Source organism: Vibrio marisflavi CECT 7928, assembly GCF_921294215.1.
GTDB lineage: Bacteria > Pseudomonadota > Gammaproteobacteria > Enterobacterales > Vibrionaceae > Vibrio > Vibrio marisflavi.
In genome coordinates this window covers 156635-170963 of record NZ_CAKLDM010000003.1, presented here as the reverse complement: position 1 = coordinate 170963, position 14329 = coordinate 156635, and the positions used below count along the sequence as shown (strand labels likewise).

Below are 14329 nucleotides of genomic sequence, written 5' to 3'. Positions count from 1 at the left end.
CCTTCCTTAAATTACTCAACTAGTTAAATATATGTCTCACTTAAACCAAACACTGTTTTTGTTGCTTAATGCACCTACACATCCATCTCAGTTATTGATTGAGATAGCGTTATTTTTTGCAAAATATTTTATTGTTCTTGTGCCGATAATATTGATTATAGGCTGGCTTCGTGGCGATGAAGGTACCAAAAAGCTTGTCGTTATGGCTGGAATGTCTGCGATAATAGGTCTTATCGTCAATAGCCTGTTTGGCCTAGTTTGGTTTCACCCACGACCATTTGCAATCCACCTAGGAACAAACTTTCTTCCTCACTCTAACGACTCTTCATTTCCGAGTGATCATCTCACGTTTTTCTGGTCTGTTGCTGTTAGCTTCGCGCTATCGCGTCAAACTCGGTTGTTAGGGGGCGCTCTTATTGTACTTGGGCTACCTGTCGCATGGGCGAGAATATATTTAGGAGTTCACTACCCTTTCGACATGATTGGCTCATTTGTAGTTGCGATCGCTGCAGCAACAATTTGCAAGGACAAGCAGCATTATGTTGTCGAACCAGTATTTAAACTACTCAGCCAAATCTACGACAAAGTGATTGCCACATCATGTCCACAAGCAAAAATCAAACGTTGATAGGGCAGAAAGCTCAGCGAGAACCTTGGATGTCTCTCTCACTTAGCTACCTTACTTGATGTATCTATTCGGCATAGTTTTCGATCTTGAGTTACTATTTCAGTTAGTTGAGGAATAGAGCTGTACGTAATACTCATTGACCGAAGATAAGGATTAACTATGCTCGAATGGATTCCTGCCATCATCCTATTTATTGCAGTGGTGGCATTAAGCAATGTGTTTCTAAAAATTTTTGAAATATATAAAGAGCACCAAGCTTCCTCTCGATTTGAAAAAGACTTCAGACATGCAATCACTCAATCTACGCCCGATTGGTCTGATATAAAGCATATTGCCTCAACGAGAGACTTATCTATATCCGATGCCATCCGCGTCATCAAAAACTGTCATCGCGATATCCTAGTTGGCGGCAACAAAGAGCTCTCTGAAGAGCGGGATTTAATAAAGGGCTATATTAAACGTTTCGAAGATGAAGAACCCTTTGAAGGACTACCAACTGAAATTCGCGCACACTTAGAAAGGTTACGAGGCTTGCTAAAAGGCAATGAACATTTGCTTGACCCAATAACCACTCACTTGAAAGAAACCATCGAGATAAGCAATAAAAAGCACAAGCAACAACGCCGATATACTATTGGTGGGTTTGTTGTTGGGTTATGCGGAATCATTGTTGCTCTCGTTCCATATGTTGCTGGAAGCAATCTATAGAATAGCCGCGATTCAAAACGAAGTCGCTGTATCTATTGACCACTTACTCATTCATTCATATGATCTTTCTCTACACTCCTGCATGGCCTGTTACCTAGTGAAGTAGCCTAGAAGCCGCAGACTCTCATATGACTTGATTAATAAATTCTCTATCGTAAAACGAAATTTATCGATAAATGGTATATTATTATATAAGTCCAATAGTTATGGTGATAAGTTTGGACCAACAACAAATACAACAAGTGGAAGAGATATGTGCTAACCGTGGGGTAAGACTTACTCCACAACGTAGGATGGTTTTTCAACTAATTTGCGCTTCCAAGAAAGCATCAACCGCCTATGAACTGCTAGAAGATCTAAAAAAGACTGAGCCACAAGCAAAACCGCCGACAGTCTATCGGGCGTTGGATTTTCTTCTTGAACAAGGCTTCATTCACCGTGTGGAATCTACAAATAGTTTCATTTCATGCTGTATTGGAAACGCACATAAACATTTCTCTCACCTTTTAATTTGTGATGTATGCGGTAATGTCACTGAAGTGCAAGACGATCACTTGGTATCATTACTTTCTAAGAATGCCGAGCAGCATGGAATTCACATAGCGAATCATGTTATTGAATCTCATGGGGTATGCCAGACATGTTGCGCTAAAACAAAGGACTGAAGTAAAGAATATGCGAGCTGAATTTGTAAATCCGTTTTTAGCATCATTGATGAACGTACTAAAAACGATGGCTTCTCTAGAACTTAAGCCGCAAAAGCCTCGAGTTAAAAAAGACGAAATCGCTCGTGGTGATGTTTCTGGGTTAATTGGTATGGTTGGCGATAAAACACGTGGCTCCATGTCTATTACCTTCGATGAAAACCTCGCTCTACAAATTATGCAGAATATGCTGGGAGAGCGTCCCGCAGGCGTGAACGAAGAAGTAACCGATATGGTCGGTGAAATCACCAATATGGTGACGGGTGGCGCTAAGCGAATTTTATCTGAGAGTGGATTTGATTTTGATATGGCGACTCCGATGATTGTTTCTGGTAAAGGACATACCATTCGCCATAAATGTGAAGGCTCAATTATTATTATGCCTTTCTCTTCTGAATGGGGAAACGCATTTATTGAGATCTGCTTTGAATAACAAACAGATAAAAAACAGGCCAGCAAATGCTGGCCTGTTTTAGTTTGAATGCAAATTAAGAGCGGTAAGCTTTAAATGCATTAATCAAACCGTTAGTTGAGCTATCGTGGCTCGCGATGTCTTCACCACCAGCAAGTTCTGGCAAAATTTGGTTAGCAAGTTGTTTGCCTAGCTCCACACCCCATTGGTCAAAGCTGAAGATGTTCCAGATAACACCTTGAACAAAAATCTTGTGCTCGTACATCGCAATTAGATTACCTAACGTGCGTGGCGTAATTTGCTTAACAAGAATAGAGTTTGTTGGGCGGTTTCCTTCAAATACCTTAAATGGTACAAGATCAGCCACTTCTTGCTCTGATTTACCTGCTTTAGCAAATTCGGCTTTTACTGTTTCTTCAGTCTTACCAAATGCTAGTGCTTCAGTTTGAGCAAAGAAGTTTGACATCAGCTTTTGGTGATGATCAGCAAGAGGATTATGGCTAATTGCAGGAGCAATAAAGTCACAAGGGATCAGCTTAGTACCTTGGTGGATTAGCTGGTAGAACGCGTGTTGACCGTTAGTACCTGGCTCACCCCAAATGATTGGGCCAGTTTGGTAAGTCACAGCATTGCCATTACGATCAACATACTTACCGTTTGATTCCATGTTGCCTTGTTGGAAGTAGGCAGCAAAACGGTGTAGGTATTGATCGTAAGGTAGGATCGCTTCAGATTCAGCGCCATGGAAGTTGTTGTACCATAGACCAATCAAAGCCAAGATGACTGGAATGTTATCTTCAAGATCGGTTTCAACAAAATGGTTATCCATCTCATGAGCACCTTCTAGAAGCTCAATGAAGTTGTCATAGCCTACTGCTAGCGCGATAGAAAGGCCGATTGCAGACCATAGAGAGTAGCGGCCGCCAACCCAGTCCCAGAACTCAAACATGTTGTTTGTGTCGATACCAAACTCAGCAACTGATTTAGCGTTAGTTGAAAGCGCTGCAAAGTGCTTCGCAACTTCTGACTCATCTTTTGCTGACTCTAGGAACCAGTCACGAGCAGAGTGAGCGTTAGTCATCGTCTCTTGCGTGGTGAATGTCTTAGAAGCAATTAAGAATAGCGTTGTTTCTGGGTTTACTTTTTTCAGTGTTTCAGCGATGTGAGTGCCATCGACGTTAGAAACGAAGTGTAGGTTTAGGTGGTTTTTATATGGTGCCAATGCTTCAGTCACCATGTAAGGGCCTAGATCAGAACCACCAATGCCGATATTTACAATGTCAGTGATCGCTTTACCAGTGTAACCTTTCCAATCACCTTCGATAACGCGAGTAGTAAAAGATTGGATCTTTTCTAGAACTGCATTCACTGCTGGCATTACATCTTCGCCATCTACCATAACAGGCTTGTTACTGCGGTTACGCAGTGCAGTATGCAGTACAGCACGACCTTCAGTTTGGTTGATTGCTTCACCGTTAAACATTGCACTAATGGCACTTTTCAGCTCAGTTTCGTTCGCTAGCTTGAAAAGATGCGTTAGCGTTTCTTCGTTGATCAGGTTTTTAGAGTAGTCAACTAAGATATCAGAACCAAAGTTCGCTGAGAATTTTTCAAAACGTTGGCTATCTTCAGCAAACAAAGACTTAAGATCCATATCTTGTGCTGATTCAAAATGTGCTGTTAATGCTTTCCACGCTTGTGTTTGCGTTGGGTTGATATTTTTCAACATGGTAACTATCCCGGTATTACAGTAGGCTTGATCGTGCTCGTTTCTAGCCAAAAGGCTTTAAACAGAGGACCCGGCTTTCAGATTGAGAAACAGTATTATGTGCCGCTAAGAAAAAAAACGCAGCTGTTCTTTGTAATTTATTTTCACCGACCAATTATGTATGACGAATTTGGCAGCGTAATTGAGATAAATCACGTAAGTGATGGTATTTTACACTGACAGCTGGGTGAAATAACATCACAATTGTGCTGTAAATCCTAGTTTGCCATTATTGAACAACGAGAAAACTTATGTGGATTCAGAAAAAGTTTCAATTACCCGCCTTTCGGCGCGGCTTTCACCTAGTCACAGATGAAATTGAGCAACAAATTCCAGAGCTAAAAGACGTTTCTGTGGGAATTTTACACCTATTTGTCCAGCACACTTCTGCTAGCTTAACCATAAATGAAAATGCCGATCCTACTGTCCGATCGGATATGGAAGCACATTTCAACAAGTCTGTACCAGAGAATGCTCCGTACTACCAACATACCTATGAGGGAGCTGACGATATGCCAGCGCATATCAAATGTTCAACGCTAGGTTGTAGTCTGTCGGTACCGATTAGTAATGGCGAGCTAGCTTTAGGAATATGGCAAGGTATTTACTTAGCAGAGCACCGCAACCATGCAGGGCAACGCCAGATAGTGGCAACTATTCAAGGAGAATAGTTGCCCACTGAGATAGTAAAACATTATCCGCTATCTAGGATGTGTAATTCATTTCAACTCTAGAGGTGAGCTTGGTAACAAGCTCATAAGCGATGGTACCAATATGCTCTGCCACTTCTTCTGCTGGCAGCGCTGCTCCCCAAAGTATCGCTTCATCACCAACTTTGTCATTCGAATCAGGGCCAAGGTCGACAGTAAGCATGTCCATTGATACGCGCCCAGCAATTGGGGCTTTGCGACCATTAACTAATACTGGTGTACCGTTAGGTGCTGTTCGTGGATAACCATCACCATACCCAATCGCCATTACCCCAACTTTGGTATCACGTTCGCTGGTCCAAACTGCGCCATAACCGACACTTTCTCCTGCCTTTACTGTTCTGACAGCGATAAGGTGTGACGTCAAGGTCATCACTGGCTTATAGCCAAGATCAACGGCTGTCTTATCACTAAAAGGAGAAACGCCATACATAATGATACCTGGGCGAACCCAGTCAAAGTGACTTTCTTGCCAAGCCAATAACCCAGCAGAAGCTGCAAGCGATTTTTCTCCGTTACTCTCGTTTGTGAGAGCAGAGAACAAAGCAATTTGCTCTTGCGTTACAGATTTGTCCAGCTCATCTGCGCAGCCAAAATGGCTCATAAGTCGTAGAGGCTTTGCGACATTATCACACTCATTTAAACGCTGAACGAATTCATTGTAGTGCTCTGGACGTACACCAAGACGGTGCATACCACTGTCCACTTTTAGCCAAACCAGCACTGGCGTTTCAAGTTGAGCTTCTTCTAAGGCTTCCAATTGCTCGACACAATGAACCACGGTTTGAATGTTGTTGGTTACCAGTACGGGCAAATCGGTAGGAGAGTAAAATCCTTCAAGCAATAAGATAGGTTGCACGACACCGCTTGCTCGTAATTGCAGCGCTTCTTCTATGCGAGCAACACCAAATGCATCTGCACTGCGGGCATGAGTGGCGATATGTCGCAGACCGTGCCCATAAGCATTGGCTTTAACCACTGCCATTACTTTGCTGTTTGGAGCCTGCTGCTTTATCTTCTCTAAGTTGAATTCTAGAGCCTTCAAATCAATGGTGGCGGTAGCAGCTTTCATATAATTCATTGCATTACTCATCGTCAAACGCAGGGCCGGCATAATTGTCGAATCGAGAGAAGTGTCCTTGGAATGTCAAACGCACAGAGCCAATAGGACCGTTACGCTGCTTACCAATAATGATTTCTGCAATCCCTTTTAAGGAGCTTTCGGGGTTATAAACTTCGTCTCGATAAATGAACATGATCAAGTCGGCATCCTGCTCTATCGAACCGGATTCACGAAGGTCTGAGTTTACTGGACGTTTGTCAGCACGTTGTTCGAGAGAACGGTTTAATTGTGATAATGCAACCACGGGAACGTTAAGTTCTTTAGCTAACGCTTTCAATGAGCGCGATATCTCGGCAATTTCTAGCGTACGGTTATCAGAAAGTGAAGGAACACGCATCAGCTGCAAATAGTCGACCATGATCATCGACAGCCCACCATGCTCACGAGCGATACGCCTTGCACGAGAACGTACCTCCGTAGGTGTTAAGCCAGAGCTATCGTCGATGAACATGTTTTTCTTTTCCATCAATGTTCCCATCGTGGCAGAAATGCGTGCCCAGTCCTCATCGTCGAGCTGACCTGTACGGATTTTGGTTTGGTCAACTCGAGAAAGCGAGGCGAGCATCCTCATCATGATTTGTTCTGAAGGCATCTCTAGTGAGAAGATCAGCACTGGCTTTTCCTGAGACATCGCCGCATTTTCACAGAGGTTCATTGCAAAAGTGGTTTTACCCATCGATGGCCTGGCTGCGACAATCACTAAATCCGACCCCTGCAACCCGGCGGTCTTCTTGTTTAAGTCGGTAAAGCCTGTATCGACGCCTGTTACGCCATCTTGTGGCGATTTATACAGTAGCTCAATACGCTCAAGTGTTTTTTCCAAGATGTTGTCGACACTTTGTGGGCCTTCATTTTCATTGGTTCGCTCTTCTGCTATTGCAAACACTTTGCTCTCTGCAAGATCGAGAAGATCTTCTGAAGTTCGCCCTTGAGGATCGTAGCCTGCATCAGCAATATCATTGGCCACACCAATTAAGTTTCGGACAAGCGCTCTTTCAGCTACGATATCAGCATACGCATTAATATTTGCCGCACTTGGTGTGTTTTTAGCAAGGTCCGCGAGGTAAGCAAAGCCTCCCACGTCTTCCAGCTGTTCTCGTTGCTCTAAAAACTCAGACAACGTGATAAGATCGAGTGGATTGCTTTCTTCTAAAATGGTTTTAACCGCATCAAACACTAATCGGTGTGGACGGCTATAAAAATCTTGTGTTAAAACACGCTCTGATACTGTATCCCAACGTTCGTTATCAAGTAGCAGGCCACCAATCACTGATTGCTCGGCTTCAAGTGAATGCGGTGGAACCTTTATTGCGTCGACTTGCGCATCTACGGCATTGCGTTTTTTGTTGCTTGCTTGTTGGGATTCAGCCATGACCTTGCTCAATAACTTTTAGTGACCGTCCATTATAGCTTGAAACAGGAATTTGTAATCAGCTAGATGGACTTTATGAAATGCGAAGTTGAACTGCGCTAACTTTAACGGTTATAGACTGTACTAAATTTAACGTCGTCTTGACCAAGTTTAAACCGCATGCCTTTAGCATGCTACACCTGATTAATATAAGGACAGATAAGTCGTTGGCAAAGTATTGGTTGCTTAGTCTGGGTCTTTTAGCTGTGCCCACTGTTCACGCTGATGAACTTGCACCACCAGACGAGAAAATTGAAATACCCTCTCCTTGGAAGACTGGAGTCGAGTTCGGATATCAAGAACGGTCTGGTAACACAAACTCTAAAGCGCTCAATACAAAGCTTAGCGGTGAGTACACTTCGGGGCGCTGGCGCTCTACCGCAAGCTGGTCTTACTATCTTAACTATGATGATGGTGTAGAAGATAAAAGACAGTCTACCTATGCAGCTCAAACCGATTACAAGTTGGGACCTAAGTCTTATTTGTATGGCAGTTTTAATGGCGTCGACTCTAGATACAGTGCTTACTACAGAGATGATACGCTTTCTGCCGGTATGGGTTATCAAGTTTATAATACCGAAGACTATGTACTAGAACTCGAAGCAGGTCCCGGCTACCGGTATCAAAAGCCAAATTTAGATGAAATTGGATCTGACGATATTATCTTTCCAGATACAGTAGAAGAGCCAATATTCCGAACCAAAGTGAATACCAGCTGGCAAGTACTAAAAAACTTGAAGCTAGGAGCAACCGCAACCGTTGTAACAGGCAGCAGTAATACAAGCCTAGATACGAGCTTGAGTGCTACTCAAAACATCACAGAAAATATTGCATTAAAAATAGCGCATACTCGAAACTATCACAGTAGAGTACCTGAAGGGCTGGCCAAAGCTGACAGTGTATTTAGCGTTAACCTAGTCTTTAGTTTTTAATACTAATGTTCTTAGAAAACACCCATAAAAAAAGCACTGACCAAGGTCAGTGCTTTTTACATACTGAATACGAATATTATTCAGCAGCAACCACTTGTAGGTTAACTGTAGCAAATACTTCTGAGTGAAGTTGTACGCTGATATCGAATTCGCCAGTAGTACGTAGAGCACCTTCTGGTAGACGAACTTCGCTTTTAGCAACTTCAACGCCAGCAGCTGTGATCGCATCAGCGATGTCACGAGTACCAACAGAACCGAATAGTTTGCCTTCATCACCAGCTTTAGAAGCGATAACAACTGCTTCTAGAGCGTTAACTTTCTCAGCACGAGCTTCAGCAGCAGCTAGTTGCTCAGCAACTTTAGCTTCTAGCTCAGCACGACGAGCTTCGAACATTTCTAGGTTAGATTTAGTAGCCATAACTGCTTTACCTTGAGGGATAAGGAAGTTACGAGCATAACCAGACTTAACGTTCACAGAATCGCCAAGACCACCTAGGTTACCGATTTTATCAAGTAGAATAACTTGCATTGTTTAATCCTCTTTCTTAATAAAACTCGCCGATTACTGATGCTTGTCAGTGTACGGTAGTAGAGCTAGGTAGCGAGCACGCTTGATAGCGCGAGCTAGTTGACGTTGATACTTAGCGCTTGTACCAGTGATACGGCTAGGTACAATTTTACCAGCTTCAGTGATGTAGTTTTTAAGAGTTGCTACGTCTTTGTAATCAATCTCTTGTACGCCTTCTGCTGTAAAACGGCAGAATTTACGACGACGGAAGAAACGAGCCATGGGCTATCTCCTGATCTTAAATTTGAGTATTGTTGTCCGTCAAAACAGATGTTATTGGAAATATCCTACATCCATTTAGACAGGTACTAAATCTGAGTGATAATTACTCAGCAGCTGCTTCTGGCTTAGCTTCAGAACGCTCTTGACGCTCACCACGCTCTTCGCGACGAGGAGCACGCTCTTCTTTTTGCTTAAGCATGATTGATTGCTCAGTTACAGCAGCTTTAGTACGCATAACCATGTTACGTAGAACTGCATCGTTGAAACGGAAAGCAGTTTCTAGTTCATCGATAACAGCTTGGTCAGCTTCAACGTTCATTAGAACGTAGTGAGCTTTGTGAAGCTTGTTGATTGGGTAAGCCATTTGACGACGACCCCAGTCTTCTAGACGGTGGATAGTACCGCCAGCTTCAGTGATAGAACCAGTGTAACGCTCGATCATGCCAGCAACTTGCTCGCTTTGATCTGGGTGCACCATGAATACGATTTCGTAATGACGCATGTTTGCTCCTTACGGATTATTCAGCTTCCACAAATGGCTCGGTCGTCCAGAGGAAGCAAGGAACTAAAATAAAGTGACCGAGAATAAGGACGACGAATAGTACAGAATTAGTGCAACCAGATCAAGGGAAATGTAGGAATACAAAGCGATAGAAATAGAAAAGGCCAATAGCTGAATAAGTGTTGGCCTTTTGGGAGAAAATTAAGCTGTGAGGAAACTAATCTTCATCGACAAACTGAGCTTGTAGATAGTTTTCGATACCGGTCATTTCAATAAGACCAAGTTGAGTTTCTAACCAATCAACATGCTCTTCTTCGTCTTCAAGAATCTTTTGGAATAAATCCCGTGAGACATAGTCACGTACATCTTCTGCATAGGCAATTGCTTCTCGAAGATCGGGTATCGCCATCATCTCTAGCTTAAGATCGCATTCGAGCATTTCCTTAGCATCTTCGCCTATCATGAGTTTGCCAAGATCTTGTAGGTTTGGCAGACCTTCTAGGAATAGTATGCGCTCAACCAATTCGTCGGCATGTTTCATCTCGTCAATAGACTCGTGGTACTCTTTGTCTGCTAAATGCTTAAGTCCCCAATCCTTATACATACGAGCATGTAAAAAATACTGGTTAATTGCAATAAGCTCATTGGCTAGAACTTTGTTGAGATGTTGAATAATTTTTGGATCGCCTTTCATCGCTGACTTCTTCCTTTCTTGTTATTTATTTAAATGTAGAAGGAAATAGTAGTGAGTCAACGAGACGATTAGGTGACGAGATCTTATATTGCTTGTTTAAGGCTGTTTATTGTGGTGTCAGTCAGAATTTCTTTAGTGTGTTTTACACACTTACCGCACTGACTGCCCAGCGCTGTGCACTTCTTGATTCCACGGATGTCCGTTACCCCATGTTCTATCACTAATTTTTTAATCTCTTTATCAGAGATTGCATGGCAAACACAAACAACCATCGTAAATCCTAGTCAATCGAATACAACCAATAATATAAACGATAATTGTTATCATTGGCAATTGCAGCGTTATGACTATTTAGACTGATTTGTTATAAGAAGTGGGCTGATATAAATTTGGAATGGTAGAGACAAGAAAGGGAAGCATACGCTTCCCTTTCTCAGTGCGAATATCGCAAAGATTTTAACTAAATATTAGTCAAAGATCTTAGCAACAACACCAGCACCTACAGTACGGCCACCTTCGCGGATTGCGAAACGTAGACCTTCGTCCATCGCGATTGGTGCGATCAACTCTACTGTCATTTGGATGTTGTCACCTGGCATTACCATTTCTACGCCTTCAGGTAGCTCGATGTTACCTGTTACGTCAGTTGTACGGAAGTAGAACTGTGGACGGTAGCCTTTGAAGAATGGAGTATGACGGCCACCTTCATCTTTAGATAGTACGTATACTTCAGACTCAAACTTAGTGTGTGGAGTGATTGAACCTGGAGCCGCTAGTACTTGACCACGCTCAACTTCGTCACGCTTAGTACCACGTAGAAGTGCACCAACGTTCTCACCCGCACGACCTTCGTCTAGAAGCTTACGGAACATCTCAACACCAGTACAAGTAGTAGTTGTAGTCTCTTTGATACCTACGATTGCTACTTCGTCACCTACTGTTAGGATACCGCGCTCAATACGACCAGTTACAACTGTACCACGACCTTGGATTGAGAATACGTCTTCAATCGGTAGTAGGAATGGTTGGTCAATTGCACGCTCTGGCTCTGGGATGTAAGAATCTAGTGCTTCTGCAAGCTCAACGATCTTATCTTCCCATTGCTTCTCGCCGTTTAGTGCGCCAAGAGCTGAACCTTGGATTACTGGTAGGTCATCACCTGGGAATTCGTACTCAGATAGAAGTTCACGAACTTCCATTTCTACTAGCTCTAGAAGCTCTTCATCATCAACCATGTCACATTTGTTCATGAATACGATGATGTATGGGATACCAACCTGACGGCCTAGTAGGATGTGCTCACGAGTTTGTGGCATTGGGCCATCTGTCGCAGCAACAACTAGGATACCACCGTCCATTTGCGCAGCACCTGTGATCATGTTTTTAACATAATCCGCGTGTCCTGGGCAGTCTACGTGTGCGTAGTGACGAGTTGGAGTGTCGTACTCTACGTGAGATGTTGCGATTGTGATACCGCGCTCACGCTCTTCTGGAGCGTTATCGATTGATGCGAAGTCTTTCGCTTCACCGCCGTATACTTTTGACAAAGTAGTACAGATTGCAGCAGTTAGAGTTGTTTTACCGTGGTCAACGTGGCCGATAGTACCAACGTTTACGTGCGGTTTCGTACGTTCAAATTTTTCTTTAGACACGATCGTGTTCCTTCCTAGTTATGATTCGCCACGATCCTAATTGATCGAGGCGCGCCAGAATTTGCTATTCTATGCGCCAACTCTCGTCAGCGCAATATTTGTGCGCATCGAACTAGCAAAAAGTCATTTATATGCTAGTTCCTGACACAAAATTTATTGTTAACTACGCTCTGCAATAATTGCTTCTGCAACGTTTTTAGGAACTTCAGCATACTCAGAGAACTCCATAGAGTACGATGCGCGCCCTTGAGTCGCAGAACGTAGGTCTGTTGCGTAGCCGAACATCTCAGCTAGAGGGACTTGAGCACGGATAATTTTCAGGCCAGCATGACCATCATCCATACCTTCAATCATGCCACGACGACGATTTAGGTCGCCAACAACATCACCCATCCAGTCTTCAGGAGTCGTTACTTCAACTTTCATCATTGGTTCAAGAAGTACGGGCTGAGCTTCAAGAGCACCTTTCCTGAACGCCATTGAGCCAGCGATTTTAAACGCCATCTCATTTGAGTCGACATCATGGTAAGAACCATCAAACAAAGTCGCTTTGACATCCAAAACTGGGTAACCAGCTAGAACACCATTGTTCATTTGCTCTTCGATACCTTTTGCTACCGAACCGATGTATTCCTTAGGAACTGTTCCACCAACAATCTCATCAACGAAGACGAAGCCTTCACCAACTTCTGACGGCTCTAGCTTCAACCAGACATGACCATATTGGCCACGACCACCAGACTGACGAACAAACTTGCCTTCAACTTCCGTGGTACCACGTATGGTTTCACGATAAGCAACTTGAGGCTTACCTACATTACAATCAACGCCAAACTCACGCTTCATTCGGTCAACGATGATATCTAGGTGAAGTTCACCCATTCCTGAGATCAGCGTTTGACCTGTTTCATCATCAGTTTCAACACGGAATGAAGGATCTTCAGCCGCCAATTTACCAAGCGCGATACCCATTTTTTCTTGAGCCGCAGTCGTACGCGGTTCAACAGCGATCTGAATAACCGGATCTGGGAATTCCATACGCTCTAGGATCACCTTGTGGTTTTGATCGCATAGCGTATCGCCTGTCGTAACTTCTTTCAAACCGATAGCTGCAGCGATATCACCCGCGCGTATTTCTTTCACTTCTTCACGCTTGTTGGAGTGCATTTGTACAATACGACCAAAGCGTTCACGCTTCTGCTTAACTGAGTTATAGGCTGTATCACCAGAGTTAACAACACCCGAGTAAACGCGCATGAATGTTAGCGTGCCTACAAACGGATCCGTTGCAATCTTAAATGCAAGAGCAGAAAACGGTTCGTTATCATCGGCGTGACGCTCAACTTCTTTTTCGTTGTCGTCTATGCCTTTGATCGCTGGAACATCAATTGGTGAAGGCAGGAATTCAATAACCGCATCAAGAACAGCTTGTACACCTTTGTTTTTGAAAGCACTGCCACAAGTGGCAAGTACAATTTCATTATTCAGTGTACGAGTACGTAGGCCTAGCTTGATATCGGTCTCAGACAACTCACCTTCTTCAAGGTACTTGTCCATCAACTCTTCGCTTGCTTCAGCTGCAGCTTCTACAAGATTAGTACGCCATTCCTCAGCCTCGTCTTGCATATCAGCTGGAATGTCTTCGTATGTAAACGTCATGCCTTGATCGGCTTCATTCCAGTTAATTGCTTTCATCTTGATAAGGTCGATGACACCTTTGAAATCATCTTCTGCACCAATGTTTAACTGGATTGGTACTGGGTTCGCACCAAGACGATCTTTAATTTGATCTACAACGCGTAAAAAGTCTGCACCTGCACGGTCCATCTTGTTGACAAATACCATACGTGGAACGCTGTACTTATCAGCTTGACGCCATACTGTTTCTGACTGAGGTTCAACGCCAGAAGAGCCACAGAACACAACAACAGCGCCGTCTAGTACACGTAATGAACGCTCTACTTCGATAGTAAAGTCAACGTGTCCAGGAGTATCGATGATATTGATGCGGTGGTCTTGGAATTGCGCTTCCATACCACGCCAGAATGTGGTCGTCGCTGCGGAAGTGATCGTAATACCACGCTCTTGCTCTTGCTCCATCCAGTCCATGGTTGCTGCACCATCGTGAACTTCGCCAATTTTGTGAGAAAGACCGGTATAGAACAGAATACGTTCACTAGTGGTTGTTTTACCTGCATCTACGTGAGCAACGATACCAATATTTCGGTAACGCTCGATAGGAGTTTTACGAGCCACAATTGTATCCTCTTTTGTAGGGACTATTGATGTTTCAAA

General features: G+C 43.5%; 16 protein-coding genes. 6 read left to right on the top strand and 10 right to left on the bottom strand.

Annotated elements, in window-relative coordinates:
• Window positions 1-31: 31 nt before the first annotated feature.
• The 4 genes from L7A31_RS21040 to L7A31_RS21025 all read left to right on the top strand — a co-directional run bounded on the left by L7A31_RS21040 (window position 32) and on the right by L7A31_RS21025 (window position 2473).
• Entirely contained in the window at window positions 32-628 is a 597-nt protein-coding gene (locus tag L7A31_RS21040; protein WP_237363762.1) for an undecaprenyl-diphosphatase, read from the top strand.
• A gap of 159 nt (window positions 629-787) precedes the next feature.
• Complete coding sequence (locus L7A31_RS21035; protein ID WP_237363753.1) at window positions 788-1336, top strand: hypothetical protein; 549 nt, start codon at window positions 788-790, stop codon at window positions 1334-1336.
• 206 nt (window positions 1337-1542) lie between these two features.
• Window positions 1543-2001: a zinc uptake transcriptional repressor Zur gene (gene zur / locus L7A31_RS21030; RefSeq protein WP_237363751.1), complete on the top strand. Its 459-nt coding sequence runs from the start codon at window positions 1543-1545 to the stop codon at window positions 1999-2001.
• A 10-nt stretch (window positions 2002-2011) separates the two neighbouring features.
• Window positions 2012-2473 (top strand): chemotaxis protein CheX, encoded by a 462-nt coding sequence (locus tag L7A31_RS21025; protein WP_237363749.1) that lies wholly within the window; start codon window positions 2012-2014, stop codon window positions 2471-2473.
• 55 nt (window positions 2474-2528) lie between these two features.
• On the opposite strand, the gene pgi is transcribed toward L7A31_RS21025, so the two are convergent.
• A complete protein-coding gene (gene pgi / locus L7A31_RS21020) occupies window positions 2529-4181 on the bottom strand; it encodes a glucose-6-phosphate isomerase (RefSeq protein WP_237363747.1) in 1653 nt (550 codons plus the stop codon).
• Between the two features lie 290 nt (window positions 4182-4471).
• On the opposite strand from pgi, the gene L7A31_RS21015 reads away from it, so the two are divergent.
• Window positions 4472-4891 carry a secondary thiamine-phosphate synthase enzyme YjbQ gene (locus L7A31_RS21015; RefSeq protein ID WP_237363746.1) on the top strand — a complete coding sequence of 140 codons (420 nt, stop codon included), beginning with the start codon at window positions 4472-4474 and terminating at the stop codon, window positions 4889-4891.
• Between the two features lie 34 nt (window positions 4892-4925).
• On the opposite strand, the gene alr is transcribed toward L7A31_RS21015, so the two are convergent.
• Both alr and L7A31_RS21005 read right to left on the bottom strand, forming a co-directional pair.
• Window positions 4926-6044: an alanine racemase gene (gene alr / locus L7A31_RS21010; RefSeq protein WP_237363745.1), complete on the bottom strand. Its 1119-nt coding sequence runs from the start codon at window positions 6042-6044 to the stop codon at window positions 4926-4928.
• Window positions 6016-7425 carry a replicative DNA helicase gene (locus L7A31_RS21005; protein ID WP_237363744.1) on the bottom strand — a complete coding sequence of 470 codons (1410 nt, stop codon included), beginning with the start codon at window positions 7423-7425 and terminating at the stop codon, window positions 6016-6018. The genes alr and L7A31_RS21005 overlap by 29 nt, the downstream gene beginning before the upstream one ends.
• A gap of 206 nt (window positions 7426-7631) precedes the next feature.
• On the opposite strand from L7A31_RS21005, the gene L7A31_RS21000 reads away from it, so the two are divergent.
• The gene (locus L7A31_RS21000; RefSeq protein ID WP_237363743.1) at window positions 7632-8396 is read left to right on the top strand and encodes a DUF481 domain-containing protein; all 765 of its coding nucleotides are present in this window, start codon (window positions 7632-7634) and stop codon (window positions 8394-8396) included.
• Window positions 8397-8472: 76 nt separating this feature from the next.
• Here the strand turns inward: L7A31_RS21000 and rplI are convergent, their stop codons facing one another.
• From rplI to fusA, 7 genes are all read right to left on the bottom strand, one after another.
• Window positions 8473-8925, bottom strand: coding sequence for a 50S ribosomal protein L9 (gene rplI, locus L7A31_RS20995; protein WP_237363742.1), 453 nt, complete (start codon window positions 8923-8925; stop codon window positions 8473-8475).
• 33 nt (window positions 8926-8958) lie between these two features.
• Window positions 8959-9186 (bottom strand): 30S ribosomal protein S18, encoded by a 228-nt coding sequence (gene rpsR, locus L7A31_RS20990; RefSeq protein ID WP_000090471.1) that lies wholly within the window; start codon window positions 9184-9186, stop codon window positions 8959-8961.
• A gap of 103 nt (window positions 9187-9289) precedes the next feature.
• Complete coding sequence (gene rpsF, locus L7A31_RS20985) at window positions 9290-9688, bottom strand: 30S ribosomal protein S6 (protein ID WP_237363741.1); 399 nt, start codon at window positions 9686-9688, stop codon at window positions 9290-9292.
• Window positions 9689-9905: 217 nt separating this feature from the next.
• Entirely contained in the window at window positions 9906-10382 is a 477-nt protein-coding gene (gene bfr / locus L7A31_RS20980) for a bacterioferritin (protein WP_237363740.1), read from the bottom strand.
• 83 nt (window positions 10383-10465) lie between these two features.
• Complete coding sequence (locus L7A31_RS20975; protein ID WP_237363739.1) at window positions 10466-10654, bottom strand: (2Fe-2S)-binding protein; 189 nt, start codon at window positions 10652-10654, stop codon at window positions 10466-10468.
• A gap of 195 nt (window positions 10655-10849) precedes the next feature.
• Entirely contained in the window at window positions 10850-12034 is a 1185-nt protein-coding gene (gene tuf, locus L7A31_RS20970) for an elongation factor Tu (protein ID WP_237363706.1), read from the bottom strand.
• Window positions 12035-12193: 159 nt separating this feature from the next.
• Window positions 12194-14290, bottom strand: coding sequence for an elongation factor G (gene fusA, locus L7A31_RS20965; protein WP_237363738.1), 2097 nt, complete (start codon window positions 14288-14290; stop codon window positions 12194-12196).
• Window positions 14291-14329: the final 39 nt, after the last annotated feature.